The sequence below is a fragment of the Luteimonas sp. Soil_C_5 genome (assembly GCF_057656615.1).
The window spans coordinates 456456-482129 of sequence record NZ_JBDGKA010000003.1 but is presented as its reverse complement, the minus strand read 5'-3'; the positions used below and the strand labels follow the sequence as shown (position 1 = coordinate 482129).

Annotated in this window: 23 protein-coding genes and 1 pseudogene; 11 read left to right on the top strand and 13 right to left on the bottom strand. The window is 67.3% G+C overall.

The features are described from left to right. Positions 1-151: 151 nt before the first annotated feature. Positions 152-1984, bottom strand: coding sequence for a DNA helicase RecQ (recQ, locus tag AC3A5K_RS10580; RefSeq protein WP_487617479.1), 1833 nt, complete (start codon positions 1982-1984; stop codon positions 152-154). A 284-nt stretch (positions 1985-2268) separates the two neighbouring features. Between recQ and AC3A5K_RS10575 the strand changes: the two genes are divergently transcribed. Both AC3A5K_RS10575 and tkt read left to right on the top strand, forming a co-directional pair. Further along, positions 2269-3621, top strand: a complete 1353-nt coding sequence (locus tag AC3A5K_RS10575) for a dicarboxylate/amino acid:cation symporter (RefSeq protein ID WP_487617478.1) — start codon at positions 2269-2271, stop codon at positions 3619-3621. A 98-nt stretch (positions 3622-3719) separates the two neighbouring features. Further along, positions 3720-5708, top strand: coding sequence for a transketolase (gene tkt / locus AC3A5K_RS10570; protein ID WP_487617477.1), 1989 nt, complete (start codon positions 3720-3722; stop codon positions 5706-5708). Positions 5709-6008: 300 nt separating this feature from the next. On the opposite strand, the gene AC3A5K_RS10565 is transcribed toward tkt, so the two are convergent. The 12 genes and pseudogenes from AC3A5K_RS10565 to AC3A5K_RS10510 all read right to left on the bottom strand — a co-directional run bounded on the left by AC3A5K_RS10565 (position 6009) and on the right by AC3A5K_RS10510 (position 16734). Next, positions 6009-6332, bottom strand: coding sequence for a BolA family protein (locus tag AC3A5K_RS10565; RefSeq protein ID WP_487617476.1), 324 nt, complete (start codon positions 6330-6332; stop codon positions 6009-6011). Between the two features lie 64 nt (positions 6333-6396). Beyond that, positions 6397-8385, bottom strand: coding sequence for an acetyl-CoA hydrolase/transferase C-terminal domain-containing protein (locus AC3A5K_RS10560; protein WP_487617475.1), 1989 nt, complete (start codon positions 8383-8385; stop codon positions 6397-6399). 100 nt (positions 8386-8485) lie between these two features. Continuing rightward, the gene (locus tag AC3A5K_RS10555) at positions 8486-8953 is read right to left on the bottom strand and encodes a hypothetical protein (protein WP_487617474.1); all 468 of its coding nucleotides are present in this window, start codon (positions 8951-8953) and stop codon (positions 8486-8488) included. Between the two features lie 76 nt (positions 8954-9029). Further along, entirely contained in the window at positions 9030-9668 is a 639-nt protein-coding gene (locus tag AC3A5K_RS10550; RefSeq protein ID WP_487617473.1) for a hypothetical protein, read from the bottom strand. An 84-nt stretch (positions 9669-9752) separates the two neighbouring features. Further along, a complete protein-coding gene (locus AC3A5K_RS10545) occupies positions 9753-10304 on the bottom strand; it encodes a flavin reductase family protein (RefSeq protein ID WP_487617472.1) in 552 nt (183 codons plus the stop codon). Positions 10305-10367: 63 nt separating this feature from the next. Further along, positions 10368-10982, bottom strand: a complete 615-nt coding sequence (locus tag AC3A5K_RS10540; protein ID WP_487617471.1) for a molybdenum ABC transporter ATP-binding protein — start codon at positions 10980-10982, stop codon at positions 10368-10370. After that, positions 10982-11692 carry a molybdate ABC transporter permease subunit gene (modB, locus tag AC3A5K_RS10535; RefSeq protein ID WP_425497238.1) on the bottom strand — a complete coding sequence of 237 codons (711 nt, stop codon included), beginning with the start codon at positions 11690-11692 and terminating at the stop codon, positions 10982-10984. Before modB ends, AC3A5K_RS10540 begins: the two co-directional genes overlap by 1 nt. 3 nt (positions 11693-11695) lie before the next feature. Further along, positions 11696-12490 carry a molybdate ABC transporter substrate-binding protein gene (gene modA / locus AC3A5K_RS10530; RefSeq protein ID WP_487617470.1) on the bottom strand — a complete coding sequence of 265 codons (795 nt, stop codon included), beginning with the start codon at positions 12488-12490 and terminating at the stop codon, positions 11696-11698. A gap of 33 nt (positions 12491-12523) precedes the next feature. Then, positions 12524-13036, bottom strand: coding sequence for a molybdopterin-binding protein (locus tag AC3A5K_RS10525; protein ID WP_487617469.1), 513 nt, complete (start codon positions 13034-13036; stop codon positions 12524-12526). Positions 13037-13244: 208 nt separating this feature from the next. After that, a complete protein-coding gene (locus AC3A5K_RS10520) occupies positions 13245-14048 on the bottom strand; it encodes a S1/P1 nuclease (RefSeq protein WP_487617468.1) in 804 nt (267 codons plus the stop codon). Positions 14049-14367: 319 nt separating this feature from the next. Continuing rightward, a pseudogene (locus AC3A5K_RS10515) lies at positions 14368-16056 on the bottom strand (type IV secretory system conjugative DNA transfer family protein); the annotation flags it as partial. A gap of 39 nt (positions 16057-16095) precedes the next feature. Next, positions 16096-16734, bottom strand: coding sequence for a hypothetical protein (locus tag AC3A5K_RS10510; protein ID WP_487617467.1), 639 nt, complete (start codon positions 16732-16734; stop codon positions 16096-16098). Between the two features lie 359 nt (positions 16735-17093). On the opposite strand from AC3A5K_RS10510, the gene AC3A5K_RS10505 reads away from it, so the two are divergent. From AC3A5K_RS10505 to AC3A5K_RS10465, 9 genes are all read left to right on the top strand, one after another. Then, positions 17094-17606 carry a hypothetical protein gene (locus AC3A5K_RS10505; RefSeq protein WP_487617466.1) on the top strand — a complete coding sequence of 171 codons (513 nt, stop codon included), beginning with the start codon at positions 17094-17096 and terminating at the stop codon, positions 17604-17606. Between the two features lie 17 nt (positions 17607-17623). After that, the gene (locus AC3A5K_RS10500) at positions 17624-18517 is read left to right on the top strand and encodes a VirB8 family type IV secretion system protein (RefSeq protein WP_487617465.1); all 894 of its coding nucleotides are present in this window, start codon (positions 17624-17626) and stop codon (positions 18515-18517) included. 26 nt (positions 18518-18543) lie between these two features. Next, entirely contained in the window at positions 18544-19287 is a 744-nt protein-coding gene (locus AC3A5K_RS10495; protein WP_487617736.1) for a TrbG/VirB9 family P-type conjugative transfer protein, read from the top strand. 77 nt (positions 19288-19364) lie between these two features. Beyond that, entirely contained in the window at positions 19365-20456 is a 1092-nt protein-coding gene (locus AC3A5K_RS10490; protein WP_487617464.1) for a TrbI/VirB10 family protein, read from the top strand. A 2-nt stretch (positions 20457-20458) separates the two neighbouring features. Then, on the top strand, positions 20459-21505 hold the full coding sequence (gene virB11, locus AC3A5K_RS10485; protein ID WP_487617463.1) for a P-type DNA transfer ATPase VirB11: 1047 nt from the start codon (positions 20459-20461) through the stop codon (positions 21503-21505). An 88-nt stretch (positions 21506-21593) separates the two neighbouring features. Next, a complete protein-coding gene (locus AC3A5K_RS10480) occupies positions 21594-22367 on the top strand; it encodes a lytic transglycosylase domain-containing protein (RefSeq protein WP_487617462.1) in 774 nt (257 codons plus the stop codon). A gap of 63 nt (positions 22368-22430) precedes the next feature. Next, positions 22431-22787: a TrbC/VirB2 family protein gene (locus AC3A5K_RS10475; RefSeq protein WP_487617461.1), complete on the top strand. Its 357-nt coding sequence runs from the start codon at positions 22431-22433 to the stop codon at positions 22785-22787. Beyond that, complete coding sequence (locus AC3A5K_RS10470; protein ID WP_487617460.1) at positions 22780-23097, top strand: VirB3 family type IV secretion system protein; 318 nt, start codon at positions 22780-22782, stop codon at positions 23095-23097. Before AC3A5K_RS10475 ends, AC3A5K_RS10470 begins: the two co-directional genes overlap by 8 nt. Positions 23098-23101: 4 nt before the next feature. Continuing rightward, positions 23102-25564: a VirB4 family type IV secretion/conjugal transfer ATPase gene (locus AC3A5K_RS10465; RefSeq protein WP_487617459.1), complete on the top strand. Its 2463-nt coding sequence runs from the start codon at positions 23102-23104 to the stop codon at positions 25562-25564. Positions 25565-25674 lie beyond the last annotated feature (110 nt).

Sequence of the window (25674 nt, the reverse complement as noted above, 5' to 3'; positions counted from 1 at the left end):
GCCGCACCTTCGCGGCCCTGCCGGCATGACGTCTCGCGGCTCGTATCGATGCGCGAGACATTGCTGAAGCCTCGTGTCCGGCTTTGGGCGCAGGCGTGGTCGAAGCGCGCGCGTCGTCCGAACAATCATCGAACGCGACCGAAGCGCAGCCTCAGTCCGCGTCCATCACCGTTTCCAGCACCGCATCGCCGTAGCGCTCGAGCTTGCCGGCGCCGACGCCGCCGATGCCGCCGAGCTGGCCGTGGCTGATCGGGCGCTGGCGTGCGATCTCGCGCAGCGTGGCGTCGTGGAAGATCACGTAGGCCGGTACGTTCTGTTCGCGTGCCAGACGACCGCGCAGGGCGCGCAGCGATTCGAACAGCGGACGGTCGCTCGGTGCGAGGTCGATGTCGGCGCCGGTCGCGGCGCGCGTGGTGCGTGCGCGTTCCTTCGTGTTCGTCGGCTTGCGCAGCATCACCTGCGTCGTGCCCTTGAGCACGGCGCGGCTGGCTTCGGTCAGGCGCAGGCCGCCGTAACCTTCGGCGTCGACGTCGAGCAGACCCTGCGCGACGAGCTGGCGCAGCACGCTCTTCCACACCCGCGCATCGACGTCGGTACCGACGCCATAGGTGCTGAGCTGGTCGTGGCCGAACTGGCGGATGCGCTCGCTCTCGCTGCCGCGCAGGATGTCGATGATGTGCGCGGCGCCGAAGCGCTGGCCGCTGCGGTAAACGCAGCTCAGCGCCTTCTGCGCGGGCACGGTCGCGTCCCACGCGTCGGGCGGGTCGAGGCAGTTGTCGCAATTGCCGCAGGGCTTGCCCGCACCTTGCGCGGCGTAGTCCTCGCCGAAATTCGCCAGCAGCACCTGACGGCGGCAGCGCATCGTTTCGCAGTAGCCGACCAGTGAATCGAGCTTGCGGTGTTCCAGGCGTTTGCGCTCGTCGCCGGAATCCGACTGTTCGATCATCTGCCGCAGCAGCACCAGATCGCCGAGGCCGTAGCACATCCACGCATCGGCCGGCTCGCCGTCCCGGCCGCCGCGGCCGGTTTCCTGGTAGTAGCCCTCGATGGATTTCGGCAGATCGGTGTGCGCGACGAAGCGCACGTCGGGCTTGTCGATGCCCATGCCGAAGGCGATCGTCGCGACGACGACCACACCATCGCTGCGCAGGAAGCGGCGCTGGTTGGCCGCGCGCAGCTCCGCGTCCATACCCGCGTGATACGGAATCGCATCGATGCCCTGGCCGGCGAGATACTCGGCAGTCTCCTCGACCTTGCGCCGCGACAGGCAGTAGACGATGCCGGCTTCGCCGCGATGCGCCTGCACGAAATCGAGCAGCTGGCGCTTCGCGTTGTCCTTCTGCACGACGGTGTAGCGGATGTTCGGGCGGTCGAATGAACTGACGAAGCGGCGCGCGTCTTCCAGCTGCAGGCGCTCGGCGATCTCGCGCTGGGTCGGCGGATCGGCCGTCGCGGTCAGCGCGATGCGCGGCACCTCGGGCCAGCGCTCGTGCAGGATCGTCAGCTCGCGGTACTCGCGGCGGAAATCGTGGCCCCATTGCGACACGCAATGCGCTTCGTCGATGGCGAACAGCGAGATCGGCGCACGGTCGAGCAGCGACAGGAACCGCGGGGTGAGCAGGCGTTCGGGCGCGACGTAGAGCAGGTCCAGCTCGCCGGCGAGAAACTCGCGCTCCACGCGTTGCGCGGTTTCACCGTCGAGCGTCGAATTGAGATACGCCGCGCGCACGCCGAGCTGCAGCAGCGCGTCCACCTGGTCCTGCATCAGCGCGATCAGGGGCGACACCACGATCGCCACGCCCTCGCGCAGCAGCGCCGGCACCTGGTAGCACATGGACTTGCCGCCGCCGGTGGGCATCAGCACCAGGGCGTCGTGCCCGGCGGCCACGTGGGTGACGATCGCGGATTGCTCGCCGCGGAACGCGGCATGGCCGAATACGCGCTGCAGCACCTCGAGCGCGTCGGCATCAGGGGACGAAGACATAAGGCAAGGATACCGGCTGCACCACCGACGCCGGATGACCACGCGTGCGGCGGCGTCGTCATGGACGTCAGCGAGGACAACGGCGCGGCGCCGGCCGTCGGCGCCGGAGCCGCCATCACCGACAGCAGAGCAAGTCGCGCGCCGAGATGCGGAATGCGGGTTCCGGGCATTACGGGACGGAAAAATCCGGTGCCGATCGCGCGTAATCGAAGCCGCCATCCGCGCGGGGCGGATCGGATGGAAGGCGTTTGTTAAGCTGCGCGGCAGTCTTCTAGGATTTCCGCATGACCTCGACGCCCGGATCCGGCGGCATGCCGCTTCACACCAAGATGCTGATCGGCTTCCTCGTCGGCGCGATCGCCGGCCTGGCGATCAACCTGCTGACCGGCCATCTGACCGTCGACGGCGTCCCGCCTGCGTTCTCCGGATGGGTCGAAGGCCTGATCCGCTACGTCACCGAACCGATCGGCCAGTTGTTCCTGCGTCTGCTGTTCATGCTGGTCGTGCCGCTGGTGTTCTCGGCGCTGATCCTGGGCGTGGTGGAGATCGGCGATCCGCGCGCGCTCGGCCGTCTCGGCGGCAAGACGCTGGTGTGGGTGTTCGGCACGACCTTCATCGCGGTGATCATCGGTCTGGTGGTGGTGTCGATCATCCAGCCGGGCGCGGGTATCGATCCTGCGTTGCGCGACGCGATGCTGTCGGATTCCGTCGCCGCGGGCGCCACGATCGCCGAGCCCGCCTCGATCGGCCTCGCCGACATGCTGCTCAACATGGTGCCGCGCAATCCGATCGCCGCCGCCGCCGCGACCGATCTGATCGCGGTGATGGTGTTCGCGCTGCTGTTCGGCATCGCCGCCACCGTGGTCAATTCGCCGGGCACGCGCAGCTTCGTCGGCGCGGTGCAGGGCATCTACGACATCAGCCTGAAGCTGATCGACTGGGTGATCCGTCTGGCGCCGTACGCCGTGGCCGCGCTGCTGTTCACGCTGACCGCGCGCATGGGCCTGGGCCTGATGGTGCAGCTGGGCTGGTTCGTGCTGACCGCAGCGCTGGCGCTGGCGCTGCATTTCTTCGGCACGTTCTCGCTGATGATCGCGGTGCTCGCCCGGCGCTCGCCGCTCGATGTGTTCAGGAAATCGCAGCCGGCGCTGCTGACCGCGTTCTCCACGTCGTCCAGCGCGGCCACGCTGCCGACCTCGCTCAAGACCGCCGAGGAAAACCTCGGCGTGCCGCGACGCGTGGCGCGCTTCGTCTGCACGCTCGGTGCCACCGTCAACATGAACGGCACGGCGCTCTACGAGGGCGTGACCGTGCTGTTCCTCGCCCAGCTGTTCGGCGTCGAGCTCACGCTGCTGCAGCAGGCGATGATCCTGGTGATGTGCATCATGGGCGGCATCGGCGCGGCCAGCGTGCCGGGCGGCTCGCTGCCGGTGATCGCGACGATCCTGGTGATGTTCGGCATTCCGCCCGAGGGCATCGGCATCATCCTCGGCGTGGACCGTTTCCTCGACATGTGCCGCACGACCGTCAACATCGGCGGCGACATGGTCGGCTCGGTGGTCATCGGCCGCGGCGAAGCGGACGAGGACGACGACGCCGAAGCGGTGACCGACCAGGCGCTGCCGCGCCCGGCCTGAGGCCGCATCACGCCGCTGCCGGGACATCACCCGGGCAGCGGCGCGGCGCTCGTGGGACAATTGGCGGCTCCCGCCCGCTGCCGCCCGTCTCCGAGCCCATGACCACGTCGACCCGTCGCGAACTCGCCAACGCCATCCGTTTCCTCGCCATCGACGCCGTCGATGCCGCCAAGTCCGGCCATCCCGGCATGCCGATGGGCATGGCCGACATCGCCGAAGTGCTGTGGAACGACCACCTCAGCCACAATCCGGCGAATCCGCAGTGGTTCAACCGCGACCGCTTCGTGCTGTCGAACGGCCACGGCTCGATGCTGCATTACGCGCTGCTGCACCTGTCGGGTTACGACCTGCCGCTGGAAGAACTGAAGAACTTCCGCCAGCTGCACAGCAAGACCGCCGGTCACCCGGAGCGCCACGAGACGCCCGGCGTCGAGACCACCACCGGTCCGCTGGGCCAGGGCTTCGCCAACGCCGTCGGCTTCGCACTCGCCGAGCGCCTGCTCGCGCAGCGTTTCAACCGTCCCGAGTTCGCCGTCGTCGACCATCGCACCTGGGTGTTCATGGGCGACGGCTGCCTGATGGAAGGCATTTCGCACGAGGCCGCCTCGCTCGCCGGCACGCTGGGCCTGGGCAAGCTGGTCGCGTTCTGGGACGACAACCGCATCTCGATCGACGGCAACACCGAAGGCTGGTTCACCGACGATACCCCGGCGCGTTTCGAGGCCTACGGCTGGCGCGTGATCCGCGACGTCGACGGCCACGACGCCGAGGCGATCTCGCGTGCGATCGAAGCCGCCACCGCCGAAGACGACAAGCCGGTGCTGGTGTGCTGCCGCACGACGATCGGCTTCGGCTCGCCCAACCGCGCCGGCAAGGAGTCCTCGCACGGCGCGCCGCTGGGCCAGGACGAATCCGACGCCACGCGCGCCGCGCTCGGCTGGAACCACGGTCCGTTCGACGTGCCGCAGGCGCTGCGCGACGGCTGGCGCGCGGTCGAAGCCGGCCAGGTACGCGAGTCGGAGTGGAATCAGCAGTTCGATGCCTACCGGGCCAAGTACCCCGAGCTCGCCGCCGAACTCGTGCGCCGCTCGCACGGCGACCTGCCCGACGGCTTCGTCGAAGCGGCCGATGCCTTCATCGCCAAGCTGCAGAGCGACGGCCCGACGATCGCCTCGCGCAAGGCCTCGCAGATGGCGATCGAAGCCTTCGCGCCGCTGCTGCCGGAAATCATCGGCGGCTCGGCAGACCTCGCGCATTCCAACCTGACCCTGTGGAAGGGCAGCACGTCCGCGGCCAGCACCGATGCCAACGCGAACTACGTCTATTACGGTGTGCGCGAGTTCGGCATGAGCGCGATCGCGAACGGCCTGGCGCTGCACGGCGGTTTCATTCCGTTCGACGCGACGTTCCTGGTCTTCAGCGACTACGCCCGCAACGCCGTGCGCATGAGCGCGCTGATCCCCGCGCACGCGATCCACGTCTACACGCACGATTCGATCGGTCTGGGCGAAGACGGCCCGACCCACCAGCCGGTCGAGCACCTCGCGAGCCTGCGCTACATCCCGAACAACGACGTGTGGCGCCCTTGCGATGCGGTCGAATCGGCGGTGGCATGGAAGTCGGCGATCACCCGTCAGGACGGCCCGAGCTGCCTGATCTTCTCGCGCCAGAACCTGCCGCACCAGGCACGCGACGCCGCGCAGGTGGCCGACATCGCGCGCGGCGGCTACGTGCTGAAGGATTCGGTCGGCACGCCGGAGATCATCCTGATCGCGACCGGTTCGGAGATCGGTCTGGCGACCCAGGCGGCCGAACAGCTCGGCGACACAGTGCGCGTGGTGTCGATGCCCTCGACCGACGTGTTCGATCGTCAGGACGCGGCCTATCGCGAATCCGTGCTGCCGAGCGCCGTGCGCAAGCGCGTTGCGATCGAAGCCGGCGTCACCGCCTTCTGGCGCGCCTACGTGGGTCTCGACGGTGCCGTGATCGGCATCGACACCTTCGGCGCCTCGGCCCCGGCCGACAAGCTGTTCCAGCACTTCGGCATCACGGTCGAGAAGATCGTCGAGGCGGCAAAGGCGCTTTGATCGGTCGCTGCGATCTGCAGCAGTGAACGAAAAAGCCCGCGCAAGCGGGCTTTTTTTCTGGCCCCTCTCCCTCTGGGGTGAGGCGGCACGCTTGCGAGCCACTGGCTCGCGTGTCGACGAACGCCCTCGCGCCAGCGCGAGGGCCGGGGCGCGGAGCGAGGGTTGGGGTGAGGGCTGACGCTCGCGAAGTTCGATCAGCGCGCGGTTCTGCGGCTACAAACGTCGCTGCGCCCCATCCACGAATCAGGAGCGGCGCTTTCCTGCGGCTCACGATTCGCCCTCTGCAAGCAGGGGAGGGCTTCAGATACCGCCCACCGGCGTGTCGTGCTTGCTCCCACCCCGGCAATGCGGCGAATCCGGCACCTGCACTTCCGCGGCCCATTCCTCGGGCGTAAACGTGTGCAGCGCCAGTGCGTGGATCTGCTGCATCTGCGGGCCGAGCGCGCGGTACACGGCCTGGTGCCGCTGCAGCGCACGCTTGCCGTCGAACGTCGCGCTGACCACGACCGCCTTGTAATGCGTCTCCAGCCCGCGGCTGTGCATGTGGCTCTCGTCCTCGACATCGAGGTGCGTGGGCTGCAGTGCGGCGAGGGCGTCGCGGAGCTGGTCGGCGCGGGTGGTCATGGTCGGGTCCTGCACGGGTGTCGTCGAACGAGATGGAGGCGCGCTGCGCGTTCGCAACCGCGCTTCAGGCCGCGGATGTCGGCGCGATCACATCCTGCGGCGCACTGGGCCGCTCAGTGCGGCGCAGTCCCAGCGACACCAGTCGCGCCATCAGATGTTCGTTGAAGCCGCTGGGCGCCTGCAGCTGCATGCGCGCGAGCGCGGGCGTGTCGTCGCCGATGCCTGCGCGCAAGGCGTCGATCACGGTCGTGAGCTTGCCGCGTCGTGTGGCGGTCTGCGTGCGCAGCCAGGCCAGCGCGCGCAACAGGCGCTGCTCGATGACATCGAAATCGCTACCCAGCGGATAGTCGGGCAGGCTGCCGTCGGCGCGCAGCGGCGCCAGCGCCTTGCGCAGCGCGTCCGGCGTGTTGCGCTGCCAGGGCGCGGGTACGACGAAACGCGCGTCGAGCTTGCCGGCCGCCTGCGCACGTTGTACGAGTCCTGCCTGATGCGGCGCTTCGGCGATGCGCACCATCGCGCGCGTGCAGTCCTCGTCGGTCGCGCCACGGATGTCGGCGATACCGTACTCGGTGATGTAGACATCGCGCAGATGCCGCGGAATCGTCGTGTGGCCGTAGTTCCAGCGGATGTTGGCCTCGCGGCCGCCGCCGGCATCGCGCGCGGCGCGCAGCAGCAGCACCGAGCGCGCGTCGGGCAGCGCGTGGCCCATCGCGACGAAGTTGTACTGGCCGCCGACGCCGGACACCACGCGGCCATCGTCCAGTCCATCCGACACCGCCGCGCCCAGCGCGGTCGCCATCATGCAGCTGTTGAAGAAGCGCGCATCGCGGCGTTGCAGGCGCTCGAGGCCCTCGTCGAGACCGTAGAGCTCGTTGACCTCGCCGACGCGCTTCATGCCGATGCCGCGACGGGTCTCGTCGTCGAGTCCGCGCAGCCAGGCATAGAAATCCGGCGAGCCGAGGTAGAACGCGCCGTGCAGGAACTCGCCGTTGCGCTCGATCAGATCGAGATCGAGCGCGCTCGCGGTGCCGTCGTTGGCGCGGCGCATCATGCTGGCCTTGTCGACGACGCGGCGCTTGATCACGCCCACTTCGACCAGGCGCTTGAAGCCCTCGTTGATCATCTCGCTGCAGCCGTAGAGGCCGATCTCGAACGGATCGAGTCCACCGACCGCCTGCACCGTGCGATGCGCGGCGAGATCGGGATCGAGCGCGTGCAGCACGCGCCGGTACGCCGCGTTGTCGGTATGGCGCAGCGCCAGTGCATGGCACAGCGCATCGGCGAGCGCGCCGATGCCGATCTGCAGCGTACCGCCGTCGCGCACCAGCGTGCTGGCGTAGAAACCGATCGCGTAGTCGGCATCCGACACCGGCTGGCGCGGCAGGCCGAACAGACGCGGGTAGGGCGGTGGCGGCGCGATCACGACGTCGAAGAACGCCGCGTCCACCGCTGCGGTGCCGTCGAGCCACGGCAAGGCGGGATCGACTTCGCCGACGACCAGCGGTCGCGGATGACCGGCCGCCACCAACGCATCGATCGCATCGAAGGTCAGGTCGGTGTTCGACGACAGCGAGAAGCGCGTGCCGTCGTCGTTGGCCGCGACCTTCTGCACCAGCACGTTGACGCCGCGGTCGGCGAGTGCGCGCGCCACGTGCGTGTAGTTGAGGCTCGCGTAGCGGCGCTGCGCCTGCGACGAGCCCAGCATCGCGCCAGACTGCATGTAGAACTCTTCGACCTCGACATGCGGCGGCAGCGCGTTGCGGCGCAGCGCATCCACATATTTCAGACGCACGAAGTCCTCGCCGAAGTGCCGCTTCGCGAACGGCCCGATGAAACGGCCTTCGAGATCGTCGCCACCTTTGGGCGGATCCAGCGACAGTGCCGTGTAAAGCGTCATCGGCCGCGCGGGATCGGCGACAGCGGCGTCATACAGCGCATTGAGCAGCCGGTGCGGCTTGCCGATGCCGAGTGGCGCACCGATGTGGAGGGCACCGTCGACATGCGCATGGATGCGGCTGACGGCGTCTTCGATGGAGTCGACGTAGGCGGTCATGGCGAGAGGATACGCAGGCGGACGTGAATAGGCGGCCGCCTGGGCGCCGGCGGTGGCGACATCGCGCTCGCGCCGGGACGTACAACGCGCGCCACGTCAATCAGCGCGTGGGCGTCGCCCGCGGTCGCACGCGGATGGCATCGGGCTCGGCGGTGATCTCGGCATTCGCGTCCTGGCCCAGCAGGGTCAACACCGCGCTCAGCGGCATGCCGTCGAAATGCAGCGAGACCTTGTGGTCGAGGTCGACACCGTCTGCGATCTCGAGCGGCACGCCACCGGCAGTGGCGATGTGCTCCAGCACGTCTCGGGCGCTTACCTCGGTAACGGACAGCGCGATTTCCGCCTGTGCGCCGGTCGCTGCGTAGCTGGTGCCGGAGGTGAAGCGCACTTCGCTGTTCGTGCCGTCCGGAGTGGGCACAGCGTTGGCCACAGGGGCTGCTGCAGCGCTGTATGGCGGTATCGCTGCTGTTGCGACGCTATCGGTGTCGCCGCTGCAGCCGGCCAGCACGGCAGCAATCGCGAGCGTCGTCATCAGCGTGGGTTGACGGCCAAAACGGACATTGCGCATTGGAAGCTCCTGGCGTTCGACGGATCGGATGGGAAGCGTGGACGTACGCGCACGACACGATGCGCGGCTTGCGAATTCAGGACCCGGCACCGGGCGGCGTACGCGGACGTACCCGGATGCCATCGGCGTGCGGCGTGATCAACGTGCCCGTCTCGTCTCCGGCCAGCTGCAGCACCGTGCGTATGGGCACACCGGTGAAGTTCATCGACACACGCCGCTCGAGATCGAGGCCGGGCGCGACGTCCAGACCGGTGTCGCCCGCCGTCGCAATCTGCTGCAGCACATCGACGAAGCGCTGGTCGAGCACCAGCAGATCGAGTTCTGCGCGCGCGTTGATCGCGGCGTAAGGCGCGCCGCGCACGAAACGGACACGACCGGCTTCGATCTGCGCGCGCAGTGCGGTGTCGCGCGCGATCGCATCGAGCGTTTCGGCAGGGTCGAGACCGGAGAGATCGCGCCGCACGCGCGGCACGCGCGAAAGCGCCTCTGGATTTGCAAGTGTCCAGCCGCCACGCGAGGCCGCATCCTGCGCACGCGCGAGTGCCACATGGTCCGGCCCCTCGGGAAGATCATCCGCAGCGGCATCGTCCGCTGGCGCTTCGGCCGTAACCGTCGATACCTGGCCTCCCGGGTCGGCATCCTGACGACAGCCGCTCGCCATCACGATCGCGGCGAACGCAGCGAAGGTCAGCGCAGTATGAAATCGAACCTGCATTCCGGACTCCATGTCGTGATCAGCGAGATGTTTCGGGCGATGCCGTACGTGCAGAACTGTAGCGCGATGCGATGAAAGCGAGCGCTAGGATTCCAGCATCTCCGGCTTGAACAGCGCCCGCCGCGAACGCGCGTCGCCGCTGACCATGAACTGCCCGTCGCCGCGGTAGTGCACGGTGCGCGGCCATTTCGGGCGTTTTGCGGCGTGCGCGGCAACGACGCGCCAGACGAACAGCGGGTAGTCGGCGGTGATGCGGGTTTCGTGCAGGCGACATTCGAAACGTGCGTGGCATTCGCCAATGCCGTGGGCCTCGACGTCGCTGCTGTCGATCGCGGTCAGGCCGAAGCGTTCGAACTTGTCCTCGTCGGCGCTGCTGCTGTTGCCGATGCGCACGACGGTGTCGAGCATGTCGGCGGTCGGCAGGTTGAGGACGCATTCGCGGCTGGCGCGCGCGAGCGCGTGGCTGCGGTTGGCCGACCAGATGTAGGTGCCGACAAGGTCGTAGCCCAGCATCATTTGCCAGCCCAGCGTCATGATGCCGCGCTCGCCTTTGTGCGCGGTCGACAGCAGCACGACGGGGCCGGGCTCGAGGAAGCGACGCGTCTGGTCGGGCGGAATCGCGTGGGTGCGGGGCATGACGCGGACCTGCAGGCGGGCCTGCGATTGCCGCAGGTTGGCGGTGAACGCCGCGTCGCCTGCTCAGGCCAGCGTGTGCACCGCGTCGGCCAGACGTCGCACGTCGTCACTGGTGTGGCTGACGTAGAGCATCGGCAGTCGCACCTCGTCGCGTACGCGCTGCAGCCACGGAATCAGTTCCTCGCGCCGCGCTTCGTCGAGCGCCGACAGCGGCTCATCGAACAACAGCACCGCCGGCTGCGACAGCAGCGCACGACCGATCGCCACGCGTTGTGCTTCGCCGCCGGAGAGATTCGCCGGCTGGCGCTGCAGCAACGCGCCGATGCCGAGCAGTTCGACCACCTGATCGAGTTCGAAGGTGTCGGCGCCGGCGTGGTGCCGGCCGTAGCGCAGGTTGCGCAGCACGTCGAGGTGCGGGAACAGGCGTGCGTCCTGGAACACGTAGCCGACACGCCGACGGTGCGCGGGCACGTCGATGCGCGCGGCGCTGTCGAACAGCACGCGGCCGTCGATCTCGATGCGGCCTGCGCGTGGACGCACGAGGCCGGCGATCGCATTGAGTACGCTGGTCTTGCCGGCGCCCGACGGCCCGGTCAGCGCGAGCACGCGCTGCACGGCGTCGATGCGGATGTGGCGCGCGAAGCTGCCGCGGCGCAGGTCGATGTCGACGTGCAGCATCAGTCGTGCACCTCGCCGCGCTGGCGCCGCACCAGCCACTCGGAGGCGAGCAGCGCGGCCAGCGAGATCGCCACCGACACGGCGGCCAGACGCCAGATGCCGGCTTCGCCATCGGGCACCTGCATCAGCCCGTAGATCGCCGACGACACGGTCTGGGTTTCGCCGGGGATGTTGGAGACGAACGTGATCGTCGCGCCGAACTCGCCCAGCGCCTTCGCGAACGCGAGCACCGCGCCGGCGATCACGCCCGGCCACGCCAGCGGCAGAGTGATCGTGAAGAAGACCCGCCACGGACTGGCACCCAGCGTGGCCGCGGCCTGTTCGAGGCGGCGGTCGACGTTCTCGATCGACAGCCGGATCGTGCGTACCAGCAGCGGGAAGCCCATGATCGCGCTGGCCAGCGCCGCGCCGGTCCAGCGGAAGGCAAACGAAATCCCCAGCGTCTCTTCGAGCCAGCGGCCGATGACGCCGTTGCCGCCGAGCAGCACCAGCAGCGCGTAGCCCACGACTACCGGCGGCAGTACCAGCGGCAGATGCACCAGCGCATCGAGCAGCGACTTGCCGAAGAAGCGTCGGCGCGCGAGCAGCCACGCGATCGCGATGCCGAAGGGCAGGCTGCACAACGCGGCAGCGGCCGCGACCTTCAGGCTGAGCCGGATCGCGACGAGTTCATCGGGCCCGAAGCCCAGCAGCGTGCCCGGGTCCGCCATCGATCAGCGAATCGAGAAGCCGTGTTCGCGGAAGATCGCTGACGCGGCCTCGCCGTCGAGCCAGCGCACGAAGGCATCGGCCTGTCGGTTGCGGCTGGCAGAGATGCGCGCGACCGGGTAGACGATCGCCGGATGGCTGTCGGCCGGGAACGTCGCCAGCACCTTGACCCGCGGTTCGGCCTGCGCGTCGCTGCCGTAGACCACGCCCAGCGGCGCCTCGCCGCGCGCGACGAGGGTCAGCGCCGACCGCACGCTGTCGGATTCGGCCACGCGCGGCTGCAGGGCCGACCACTGGCCCAGTGATTCGAACGCCGCCTTGGCGTACTTGCCGGCCGGCACGCTCGCGGTCAACGCCAGCGACAGGCGGCCGCGCGCGCCGAGCAGCGGCAGCAGGTCGGTGCCGCGCGCGAGCGTCAGCGGCTGCGCAGCGCTGTCGCCCGGCGCGACCAGCACCAGGGTGTTGCCGAGCAGCACGCGACGCGAGGCGGGATCGATGAGCTTGCGTGCCTGCAGCCAGTCCATCCATTCCAGATCGGCGGACACGAACACGTCGGCCGGCGCGCGCTGTTCGATCTGCCGCGCGAGCGCGGAGCTGGCGGCGTACGAGACGCGTACCGGCTGGCCGGTGTCCTGCTGATAGCGCGCGGCCGCGGCGTCCATCGATTCCTTGAGGCTGGCGGCGGCGAAGACCGTGATCGGCGCGCGTTCCTGGGCGAACGCCGGCAGGACGGCGAGCGCAGTGAAGACGGTGAGCAGCAGGGCGGCGGACGTGCGCAGCCAGCGGGGGGAGCGAAGCATGTGCATGGCGATTCCAGTAGGAGGGCGACAGGATCAGGGCGCGGCGATGACGGTGATGCGTTCGACCTGACGCACGCCGCGCGCCGGGCGCGTGTCGTCAGGGACCAGCAGGCGCAACGGACCGCTGTCGGCGTCGAGCGGGGCGTCGTCGCAGCGGTCGACCAGATAGACGCCGCGGTTGCCCAGCGTCGAATCGAGCTCGCCGAGCGAGAACACCGCGCGGTAGCCGTCACGCGCGCTGACCAGCACGTAGCGATCGAGATGCGCGCCGCGCACGGGCGCGTCCGGCATTGCGCCGCTGGACTGCAGCAGGGCGGCCAGCGACACGCCTTCGCAGCGCAGCGTCTCGCCGTGCGCCGTGGCATCCACGCGGTGGCGCTGCAGCGTGGCACGCGCGGCAGGTGTCAGCGGCACACTGATCGGAGACGCGCCCGGCGCCGGATCGGATGCGCGCTGGCGGGGGTCGTGTGCGTGCGCGGCCGCGTGCAGGCCCGTCGCCAGGCACAGGCACAAGGAGATCGCAGCCAGAGACGTGAGCGCATGCATCGACCTGTCCCGCTTCGCGTTATGACCATCCGAGCATAACGAGGGCATGGCGAAGGGACAATCACGCAGTCGGATCGCGGGCGCGGTCGGTGATGAGCGGGACTGCACGTCCGGGACGTGGCCGATATCGGCGTGTGCCGCGCGCGCGGCGGGTCGAACGGAGACGGCCGCCGGGGCTACGCAGCGAGGAGCGATCCCGGCGCGTGGATCAGGGGGCGAGCGTCACGTTCAACAGGGCGCCGAGGCGGGCACCGGCATCGCGCAATTGCTGTTCGACCGTCGGCAGATAGGTGTCGACGTAGGCCTGGTCGATGGCAGGACGCGGCGGATACACCCCGGGCGAGACCGCGATGCGACAGGCGGCTTGCGCCCAGGCCACGGCCGGCACCGGCAGGATCGGCGTGCGGTCACGCGTGGGCCTGCGCGCCTGCAGGCGTGCCAGCCAGGCATCGCCCGACAGCCGCTTCGAATTGAGCATGCCGCTGTCCCAGAACGCGTGCAGGTTGGTACCGCGCCCGCCGAAGTTGATCTGGTGACTGTTGCCGCCGCGGTCATGCCCGTAACCGGCATGCATCGGCTGGTGCGCATCGCCGACGAAGTGCACCACGAACTTCAGCGCCTGCGCGCGCTCGGCGCGCGGCCGGCTGCGATCGGCGAGGATCGCGGTCTGCGTCTTCAGGGCCTCGACCACGCAGTCGCCGCCCGGACAATCGCGCGCAGCAGAGTAGCGACAGTTCGACTCGCCGATGTTCACGTAGTGCCACTTTGCAGACCGGCGTCCCAGCCCCGGATCTCGCTCGCGCAGTTCATCGGCCCATGCCGCTACGCCGGCCAGCGTGGGATCGGGCTCTCCGACCAGCAGCGCATCGATCTGGGCGCGCACCGCGGGATCGAGATCCCGTTCGGCCAACTGGGCGACCAGGCGATGTCCGGCCTTGCCCCAGGCATGGGCAGACGAGGGAAGGGCAAGTGCGGCGACGACGCCGAGGAAGCAGAACAGAAGGCGATGCATCCGGGAATTCTACGCGCCGGACCGGCGGCTTATGGGGCCGTGGCGTTGCGGAATCGGCTGATTCCGCAGTCGTGGTCGATATCGGAGCCTGGGCTGCGAAGCGGGTCACATGGAGGCCGGTGCGCTCAGTGGCCAGGCAGGACTAGATATCTGCCTCAGGTCAGTGAGTTCTTTATGCAGGCGGCGCGGCGGAAGGTAGTCGACAGCTGATCTGCCTGGATGGACGCTGTCGACGCTAGCCACGGGCGGTGGCCTGCCTTGGCGTTTCGGCTCCGGGGGTGTCGTGGATGCGTGCGGCATGGCCGGGCGCTTCAGGCGTCAAGTCCAGGGGCGGAACGATCACCTTGTCCAGCAGCCGTCTGGTGAAGTAGCGATCCTTGTAATAGCGGACCTTCCGGCACAGCACCGGATGCGCGAGGCCTTCGTAGAGCACGATCTCCTTGTCCGGCCCCATTGCCTTGAGTTCCTGGGGCAGCATCAGGGCGCGACGCTCCAGCACTTCGTTGTCCGACACGCCGCGGCCCTGGCCATGCGATCGCGTGCGCGCCCGGCGACGCACGGTGGTGAATCCCAGCATTTCGGAATAATCGTTCGCGTCCTGCTGCTCGCGCGGCGCGTAGATGATCTGCAGCGCGTGGTTGGTGATGATGGTGCGCGCGAGTTCCTTGCCGTAGACGGCGTCGAGCTGCGCCATCGACTGGATGATCGGCAGCAGGCGCAGGTTGTAGCCGGCCATGTACGCGACCGCCTTGGCGATGATGTCGACGCGCCCGATGGAGGTGAACTCGTCCATCAGCAGCAGGCACTGGTGCCTCAGCGACGGGTCGTTCTGCGGCAGGACTTTCGTATTGACGTTGATCAGCTGACTGAAGAACAGGTTCACGATGAGCCGGCTCTCGGCCAGCTTGTTCGGCTGGATGCCGACGTAGATGGTCATCCGCCTGCGGCGGACGTCGCGGAGGTCGAAATCGTCGGCGCTGGTGGCTGCGTCCAGTACCGGATTGAGCCAGGGATTGAGGGGCTCGCGAAACGAGCCGATGATCGAGGCGAAGGTCACGTCCGCCTGCGACAGCAGGCCGGCGAACGCCGTCCGCGTCTGCGGCCCGAGGAATGGCGCATCGGCCAGCGTCTGCAGGTAGGGCTTCAGCTCACCGCCAGTGCCCGCGGACAATCTCAGGATCGCGCCCAGCGTCGGCGTCTGCACGCGCGCATCCGGTGCACCCTGCAGGCGCTGCGCGTCGCGGGATTCGAACAGGTACAGGCCGAAGGCGAGAAACGCGTTGCGGGCCTGGCTGACCCAGAACTTGTCCTTGTCGTCGGCGTCTGGGTAGAGCATCGCCGCGATGCTCTGCAGATCGGACACCCGGAACGCGGGATCCTCGGTCACGTAGGTGAGCGGATTCCATCGGTGGGTGCGCCGGTCCTCGGCGAAGGGATTGAACAGGTAGACCTCGTGCCCGATCGACCGGCGCCAGCCTGAGGTGAGATCGAAATTTTCCTGCTTGATGTCCAGCACCACCGCCGACTCGCGGTAGTCCAGCAGGTTCGGAATCACGACGCCGACGCCTTTGCCCGAACGGGTGGGCGCGGCGAGCACCACGAACTGCTGGCCCGACAGGCGCAGGAGCTTGCCGTTCGCCTGGCCCACGATGATGCCGGTGTCCTTCTGCGCCAGAAATCCCTTGCCGGCAAGGTCGAGCATGCCTGCAAAGCGTGCACCGCCATGGATGTTCCGATGGCTGCGCAGCTTGAACAGCATGATCATGAGGGCGAGCCAGACGAGGGTCATCAGTCCGAAGCCGATGCCGCCGGCCGTCCAGATCCGCCATGCGTACGGCGCGACTCTCGGATCGTCGACGACCCGCAGATAACCGATCCAAGTGCTGAGGCCCAGCAGGCCGGTGTCCAGCCCGAGCAGCAGCAGTACGAGATAGCCGGAGAGATAGAGCGCGCCAGCCACTGCGAGCAGGGTGGCAATCGCCGCAGCGATGAGGCGTGAGTGGTTCAAAGTAGGCGTCCTGCGAAAGTGTCTGCGTCGGGGGCTGGATCAGCGACCCGGCCGCGGTGTATCGACGAGCACGTATTCACCATTCCCCGACCAGCGGCGAAGATCGTCGGCGAGCTTGATGCACGGCTGTCCATCGCAGGACGTGACCGTCACCTGCTCCAGCGCTTGTAGGACATCGGCATGGACGCGCGCCTGATGTGCGCGCTCGAGGTTCTGCCGTGCCAGCACGCCCGTGCCGACGATCACGCCGACGGCTCCGATGCACAAGGCGCCGAATGCACCGATGCCGAGCAGGCGGCCGCGACCACGCAGCAGGGCGGCACTGTGTTCGAGCCCGGCCACTGCTGCGTGCGCGCGCTTGGCGGACGCATCCAGCGTGCTGGAGATGGCGGCTGTTTCCGTCGCGACCGCGTCACGCGTGGCGGCGCGCGCGACGTCAAGAAGGGCAGCGCGCCCTGCCAGAAGTTTCGACTCGACGCCGTCGGCCGCTTCATGCAGCCGTCGGGCCGAATCGGCCTGCTCCGCGGCGGCGGTCTCGCATTGCCGGGTCAGATGTGCGGCCAGCAGGGCCGCGTTCGCAACGAATTCCTCGAACGTCCTGTGTTCCATCTCCCCGCCTTCCTGGTCCGACGCGAGTGAGCATAGCGATTCGGTCTCGACTTTCGATTCCTGATTCAAAATCCTGGCGTCGGAATTATCTTAAAACTCCTAAAGGATTTTCCGGAAGATAAACAAGTGTGACGTGCGGCTCACGGGGGATTGTGTCCGGAATCCGTGTGCAGCGCAGTGCGATTCGAAATTTTTACTTATGTTTTCAATTGCTTGAATGATGAATGCGGGGTTTCTAAATGGCGATTTTGAAGGCTTTTGCCTGCGTTGACGTTTTCTCGAGACGATCGATATAGTCCGGGCGTGTTCCGGGGTTTCAGGGTGCGGGGTTTATAGGGAACGCATCGGATTGTGAGCGGGGATGCAGCGGAAATCCGCGTGCGAATGCGGCATCGCGCTGCGATCGAATGTGTCTTTGATGGTCCGGCATGGCGATGCCAGGCATCGATCTCGACAGCGCGTTGGCGCTGCAACGGGATCCGTGGCCTGCAGCCTGCCAATTGCGAATGGATGCCATGACTGCAAAGCGGATGATTCGGGGATTGATGTGGGCAGGCGCCGGTGTCGGCATGGTGTTGGCGGGTTGCGCCACGCCGGACGCTGCAGATCCGCGCGGCCGGTGGCGGCCCGTCCACCAGTTCGCCGAGGGACCCAGCGCGATTCCGCTGCAGCAGGCCTACGTCTACCAGGCGTCACCCGCGGACGGAACGTTGAAGAGCCTTCTGGGGCGCTGGTCGCGCGATACGCGGGTCGACCTGTCCTATCAGCATCCCAACGACTACACGCTGCATGCGCCAGTCGCCGGCATCCGCACCACCGACCTTGCGCAGGCAGTCGCGGCGCTCAATGGCGCGTATGCGGCGCAACAGGTGCAGATCCTGGCCGAGCAGGGCCGGTGGGTCGTCCGCCAGGCCGGCGATGTCGCGACGGGCGGGGAGTGAGCGCGGACATGCTGGGCATGAAGCGGACGCACACCCCCGGCATCGAACAGGCCGTCCAGCAGGGCGTGAACTACGAGGTGACCCTGGCCGAGCGCGCGCGGCGCAGCGAAAAGCGCGCATGGGGCGTCGCGTGGTGTGCGGTCACGATGTCGCTGCTGCTCGCGGGTGGCTACTTCCTGTTTCTGCCGCTCAAGGAGCGCGTGCCCTATCTGGTGATGGCCGATCCCTATACCGGCACGGCGAGCGTCGCGAAGCTGAGCGGCGATTTCCACAATCGCGACGTCACTGCGGAAGAAGCCATCAACAAGAGCAACGTGGCGCAGTTCGTCCTCGCGCGGGAATCCTACGATGCGGGACTGATCGGTCAGCGCAACTGGCACACCACGCTGTCGATGGCCGGACCGGCGGTGTCGCCCGCGTATGTCTCGCTGTTCTCGGAGTCCAACCCGCAGCGACCGCCGCGGCTGTACGGGCCGAATCGCGCGTTGCGGGTGCGCATCCAGAGCATCGTTCTGATCGGCGGGGGCCAGGGAAACCGGCCGACCGGTGCCACCGTGCGGTTTCAGCGGAGTGTGTTCGACCGGTCTACCGGCCGCGCCGAATTGCTCGACAGCAAGATCGCGACGATGGAATTCACCTACAGCGCAGACCTGCGGCTCAACGACGAAGACCGGTTGCTCAATCCCCTTGGCTTCCGGGTGACCAACTATCGCGTCGACAACGATTTCGGCGGCGCACCGGTCCCGGATCGTGACGCCGCGTTGCCTGCATCCGCGCCAGTTGCGACGGACCTGCCGCAGTCCGGAGATGCAGGCCTGGGCGTCGGCGACGACATGGACGAGTACGCCGTGCCGCTGCTGCAGCAGCCGCGCGACATGACGGCGGATTCCGCCATGGGAGAGCAGCCGTGATGCGGGGTGCGATGCGCGTGTGGTGGATGACGATGGCTTGCGTCGCGGGATTTCTGCTGTCGTCGGCAGCCCCCGCCCAGGTGGTGGAGGAATACAGCTACAGCCCGGACGAGGTGTACCAAGTGCGCGCCGGCCTCGGCATCACCACGCAGATCGAGTTGAGTCCGCACGAGCAGGTGCTCGATTACAGCTCGGGTTTCAGCGGGGGCTGGGACATCAGCCGTCGCGACAATGTTTTCTACGTCAAGCCGCGCAATGTCGATGTCGATACCAACCTGCTGGTGCGGACGGCCGCGCATTCCTACATCTTCGAGCTGAAGGTGGTGTCCAGCGACTGGCGCGCCTTGGCGCAGGCGCGTGCGGCGGGCGTGCAGTACAAGATCCGCTTCACCTACCCCAGTGACACGCGGTTCGCGTCTGAGGCGGAACCGTCCGATGCGCCGCAGGGCGAACTGCGCACCGACCTCGACCCGGCGCGTGCCTACCACTTCGGTTACGACTACACCCACCATCGCCGCACGCCGCACTGGCTGGTGCCATCGACCGTCTACGACGACCGCCGTTTCACCTATATCCGGATGGGAGACCGCAGCCGGTTTCCGAGCGGCAACTTCCCGGCGATTTTCGCCCGGGACAGCGAGGACGGTGACGAGTTCGTGGTCAATTCCACGGTCGAGGGCGACGTGATCGTCGTGCACGGCACGTATCCGTTCCTCGTTGTCCGTCATGGACGCAACGTGGTCGGCCTGCGCAGGAGTGCAGAGCAGTGAACGAGCACACGCACGATTCCGATGCTCCGCGCCGGTCGCCAGGCGCCAATCCCTATGAAGCGCGCGCCCGGGGCAACGTGGCCGATCTGGACGCGGATGCGCCAACGTTGCAGTCCGCCGAAGTCCAGCGACTCAACCGCAAGGCGCTGGTGTTTCTCGGCGCGATCCTGCTCGTCCTCGGCGCCTTCGCGATCTGGTTGTTTTCCGGAAGCGGGGCGACGCCGGAGACCGAGCGTGCGCGTACGCAGGTCGAGCAACTGGTGATCCCGGCCGCCCCGCGCGACCTGCCCGAGCTTCCGCCGGAGCGCCCGGCGCCCGTCCCGGAGCTGCCGCCCCTGCCGGTCATCGAAGCTGCCGCGGCGCCGGCCCGCTCGATGGATCAAGCGGCGGGCGCGTCTTCCGGTTTCTCGCCCGGCGCTGCCATGAGCCTGCTCGAGCGTCGCGTGCAGGACGCGGTGGGCGAAAGCGCGGTCGGCGCGACGGCCGGCCCTGCGCCGGGCGGCATGCCGGTCGGGCAGATGCCGGAGCAACCACCGGTCACCCAGGCGCCCGTCACCGGACCGACCAGCGCGCAACCGCTCTACAACCCCGATGCCCTGCTGCTCCGCGGCACCTATATCCGATGCGTTCTCCAGTCGCGCGTGGTCAGCGACTTCCCCGGATATACGTCGTGCATCGTCACCGAGCCGGTGTATTCGGTGAACGGGCGGCGGCTGTTGTTGCCGCGCGGCTCGAAGGTGATGGGTTTCTACAACGCCGACGGCGTCATCGGCGACCGCGCCGCCATCATCTGGGACCGCATCACGACGCCGACCGGCCTCGACGTCAACATGGCGAGCCCGGGCGTCGATGCACTCGGCGCCGCCGGCAACCCCGGCCACTACACCGCGCACTGGGGGCAGCGCATCACCTCCGCACTGCTGATCAGCATGCTGAGCGACGCGTTCAAGTACGTGGGGGCGAAGAACGGCCCGCCGCAGACCACGTTCGGTGGCGGCTTCGCGGTCCAGAACCCCTACGAGAGCAACACCGCGCGGACGATGGAGCGTCTGGCCAACATGGCGCTCGAGCGCAACATGGGGCGCCCGCCCACCGTGACCATCAACCAGGGCGCGGTGCTGAACGTGTACGTCGCCCGCGACGTCGATTTCTCCGCGGTGGTGCGCTGAGCATGGAGGCATCGGCAGCCAGTGTCCCCGCGGTCGCACAGGTCTCGAACCAGTTCCTCGAGTACCAGTACGAGGTGCTCGGAATCGGGTCCTACATGCAGTCCGACGAGGTCACCGAGATCTGCATCAACCGGCCCGGCGAGCTGTATCTGGAAACCCGCGACGGCTGGCGGCGTACGGAGGTGCCGTCCCTCACCTTCGAACGCGCCCGGCAGTTCTGCACATCGATCGTCAACGAGAGCAATACCGGCCAGCGCATCACCGATGTGGACCCGATGGTCTCGCTGACGTTTCCGACCGGCCAGCGCGCCCAGTTCGTCATCCCGCCGGCCTGCGACAGCGGCCGGGTGTCCATCACGATCCGGCTGCCGGCAAAGTTCAGCAAGTCCCTCGACCAGTACGACAGCGACGGCTTCTTCTCCGAGATCCTCGAGCAGGCGCCCACCATCGGCGACCACGACAGGGAACTGCTCGAGCTGCGCCGCGCCCGTGACTACGCCGGCTTCTTCCGCCGCGCGGTGCAGTACCACAAGAACATCGTCGTGGCCGGCGCCACCGGCAGTGGCAAGACCACCTTCATGAAGGCACTGGTCAATCACATTCCCGAACACGAGCGCCTGGTGACGATCGAGGATGCGCGCGAACTGTTCCTCGCCCAGCCGAACGTGGTCCACCTGCTGTATTCCAAGGGCGGACAGAGCGCGAGCAACGTCACCGCGAAGACCTGCATGGAGGCCTGTCTGCGCATGAAACCCGACCGCATCATCCTCGCCGAGCTGCGCGGCGACGAGTCCTTCTATTTCATCCGGAACTGCGCATCCGGACATCCGGGCTCGATCACCAGTTGCCATGCCGGCAGCACGGCGCAGACTTGGGACCAGCTGGCCCTGATGGTGAAGGCCTCGGTCGAGGGTTCCGGCCTGGAGTTCGAGGTCATCAAGCGCCTGTTGCGCCTGACCATCGACATCGTGGTGCACATCAAGGCCCATGCAGGACGCCGGTTCATCACGGGGATCGATTTCGATCCCGAACGGGCGCTGGTGGCCTGATGGCAATCCAGTACCGGACATCACGGGATGACGCCAGCAGCCACGCGCGCGCGCGCCGCATGCGGGGGGACGACTGATGCTGCCGGGAATGGAGCTGATGGGGTGTTCGGACCTCGCGGTGCCGGCCGAGGTGATGCACCACGTCGTGCGCGTCGAGTCGTCGTACAACCCCTTCGCGATCGGCGTCGTCGGTGGCCGCCTCGCGCGCCAGCCCAGAAGCCTGCCCGAAGCCGTGGCGACCATGCGCATGCTCGAGCGCGAGGACTACAACTATTCGGTCGGCCTGGCCCAGGTCAACCGCTACAACCTCGCGAAGCAGGGGCTCGTCAGCCCCGAACATGCCTTCGATATCTGCCCGAACCTGCGCGCCGGCGCACGGATCCTGGCCGAGTGCTACGGGCGCGCCGGCCGCGACTGGGGCAAGGCATTCAGCTGCTACTACTCGGGAAACTTCGAAACCGGATTCCGACACGGCTACGTGCAGAAAGTGTTCGCGTCCTGGCAGGGGCAGGGTGCGACGCATGCGTCGGCATCTCGTTCGCCCCGAGTTGCGCCACAGGTCTCGGCCCTGACGCTCGTCGAGCGACGCATCCAGGGCGCGATGGCAGTTGCCGGTGACGCCGCGCACACCGCTGCCGGCCCGACTGCGCCCTCGGCCCAGGTTGCAGCGCCGGTCGCGCTCCCTGCATCTCAGCAGGCGGCGGGGTACGGATTCGCATCCCCCGCCGCGTCTGCGCAAACCGGCAACGATCCTGAAGGGCCGGTCCGCGTACAGGCCATGTCCGCAACTGCGGAGGCCCTGCCCGCCACCACGTCCACGAGCCTGCAGAACGACGCGCGCGATGCCGCGTTCGTGTTCTGAGGTCGTGCCGGATCACCGTCGAATGCCACGTCATCCAACCAGTCCAACCCGAGGGGAACTCCAATGACCGACCGTCCGCACATGCACCAACGCGCCCGCCTGGCAATGCTTGCCTGCGTCCTCATGACACCCGGCCTCGTCCTCGCGCAGGACGTGTCCGGCGCGACGAATCGCGTCGAGAGCTTCTTCGGCAACATCAATGCGCTGCTCAATGTCGCCTCGATCGCCGTGGTCACGATCGCGATCATCTTTGCGGGCTACCAGATCGCGTTCAATCACAAGCGGATCAGCGATGTCGCGCCCGTGCTGATCGGCGGGTTCCTGATCGGCGCGGCGGCGCAGATCGCCAAGATGCTGCTGCCCTCCGACGTGACCTCGACCGCGCTGATCGTCGGTCAGCTGTTGCAGCACCATGCGTAAGAACGTGCTCTTCAAGGGCTGCACGCGTCCCCCCATGTTCATGGGGGTGCCCTACGTCCCGTTCGCGATCGGCGCCGGGGCCTGCATGCTGCTCACGTTCTACATCAACATGTTCTTCCTGGCCCTGCTGCCCGTGGTCGTGATGGTCATGCGCCAGATGGCACGACGCGACGAGATGATCTTCCGGCTGCTGGGCTTGCGATGGATGTTGCGGCTGCGCGTCCGGAACGTCGCTCAGCACGACGGACTGTGGGTGCTCAGTCCGAATGCCTACCGTCCGCAACTTCCCGGCGTGCCCGGCAAGCGGTGAGCCCATGCAAGCACCCGACACCTCCATCTCCGAGTTCGTTCCGTTCTCCGCCCACGTCGCGCCGCAGGTGGTCAAGACCACGGGCGGGGACTACCTGCTGACGTGGCGCCTGGACGGGCTGCCGTTCGTGGGGCGGGAGGCGTGGGAGCTCGAACACCGGCACGGCACCTTCAACCGGATGTTGCAGACGCTCCGGGCGCCGGACTTCGTCAACGTGGCGTTCTGGGTGCACGACGTCCGCCGCCGCGGGCGGATCCGGATGGACGCCAGGTTCCGGCAGGCCTTCAACCAGACCCTGTCGGATGCCTATCTCGACGCGCTGTCGTCGCAGAAGATCATGCAGAACGAGCTGTATCTGACGATGCTCTATCGCCCCATCGTGTCGGGCAAGAAGTTCGTCGAGCGGTCCACGGACATCGCACGGCTGCAGGCCGAGCAGGACCAGTCGGTGGCCAAGCTGCTGGAACTGTCGGGCAACGTGGAAGCCGTCCTGAAGGACTACGCGCCCGTGCGCCTCGGGATGTACGAAGCCGAGAACGGGGTCATCTTCTCCGAGACGCTGGAATTCTTCGGCTACCTGCTCAACCGCATCGACGAGCCGGTGCCGGTGCTGCACGCACCGGTCTGCGACTACCTCGCCGTGAGTCGGCATACGTTCTCGGCGCGCACCGGCGATTTCGTGGTCAGTGCGCCGGGGGGCGGCAACCATTACGGAGCGATCCTCAACATCAAGGAATACACCGACGCCACCTGGCCCGGCATCCTCAACAACCTGAAGTATCTGGATTTCGAGTACGTCATCACCCACTCCTTCAGCCCCATGGGACGGCAGGATGCGCTGAAGATCCTGGATCGCACGAAGGGCATGATGATTTCCTCGGGCGACAAGGCCGTGAGCCAGATCGTCGAGCTCGACAATGCGATGGACCAGGTGGCGTCCGGCAACTTCGTCCTGGGCGAGTACCACTTCATCATGGCGCTCTACGCAGACGACCAGAAGCTGCTTTCGCAGTACATCGCGACCACCCGTGCGGAACTTTCGAATGCCGGATTCGTGTCGGCCAAGGAGGACGTCGCCGTGTGCGCATCCTTCTATTCGCAGTTGCCCGCGAACTGGAAATACCGCACGCGGCTGGCGAACGTGAGCTCGCTGAACTTCCTCGGGCTGGCGCCGCTGCACAACTTCGCGACCGGCAAGCGCGACCAGAATCCCTGGGGTGAGGCGGTCACCGTCCTGCAGACGACGAACGGCCAGCCCTACTATTTCAACTTCCACGCCACGCATCCGGCGGAGAACTCGCTGGGCGAAAAGGCGATCGGCAACACGATGGTCATCGGCAAGTCGGGCACCGGCAAGACCGCGCTGATCAATTTCCTGCTCAGCCAGGTGCAGAAGTTCGATCCCGTGCCGACCATCTTCTTCTTCGACAAGGATCGGGGTGCCGAGATTTTCGTCCGCGCCTGCGGCGGCAATTACCTCGCACTCGAGAACGGCGAGCCCACCGGATTCAATCCCTTCCAGTGCGAGGCCAGCGAAGAGAACGTGCAGTTCCTGTCCGGGCTGATCAAGGTGCTGGCGGCCAAGTCCGTCTACTCGGCGCGTGAGGACGAGGACATCTACCGCGCGGTCGAGAGCCTGCTCGACATGCCCTCGCACCTGCGCACGATGACCAATTTCCAGAAAAGTCTGCCCAACATGGGAGACGACGGGCTGTATGCGCGGCTGCGGAAGTGGACGTCCGGCAATGCGCTGGGCTGGGTCTTCGACAATCCGGTGGACACCGTCGACCTCACGCGCGCCAGCATCATCGGCTTTGACTACACCGAGGTGATCGACAACCCAGAAGTGCGCGTGCCGGTCATCAGCTACCTGTTGCATCGACTCGAGGGCCTGATCGATGGCCGCCGACTGATCTATGTCATGGACGAGTTCTGGAAGATCCTCGACGGCGGCGGCGCGCTCAAGGATTTCGCCAAGAACAAGCAGAAAACCATCCGCAAGCAGAATGGCCTCGGCATCTTCGCGACCCAGAGTCCGGAGGACGCGCTGGCCAGCGATATCTCCGCCGCACTGATCGAGCAGACCGCCACCCTGATCCTGCTGCCCAATCCGAATGCGGCGCGGGACGACTACGTCGAGGGGCTCAAGTTGACCGACGCCGAGTTCGAGGTGGTGCGCAGTCTGGACGAGCGATCGCGCTGCTTTCTGGTCAAGCAGGGCCACGCTTCGACGGTGTGCCAGCTCAATCTGCGCGGCATGGACGACGCACTGTCGGTGATCTCGTCGAGCACCGACAACATCGAGATCATGCATCGGCTGCTGGCGGAGCATGCGGTGGCGTCGGGGGGCAGCCCCGGGGATCTGAAGCCCGACCAATGGCTGCCGGCGTTCTATGCACACCGCAAGGGGTCGGGGCGAACGCCTGCGCGTCAGCCGAGCCCGGTTCGGCGTGGGCTCCCCGTGTGAAACGTCCAGACCCGTCCGTGAACCCTGGAGATGCAGCATGAGCAGAACAACAGCGACCGCGGCAGACAGGCCGCGCAGCCTGGCCGATGGCTTCGAACGGACATTCGGGC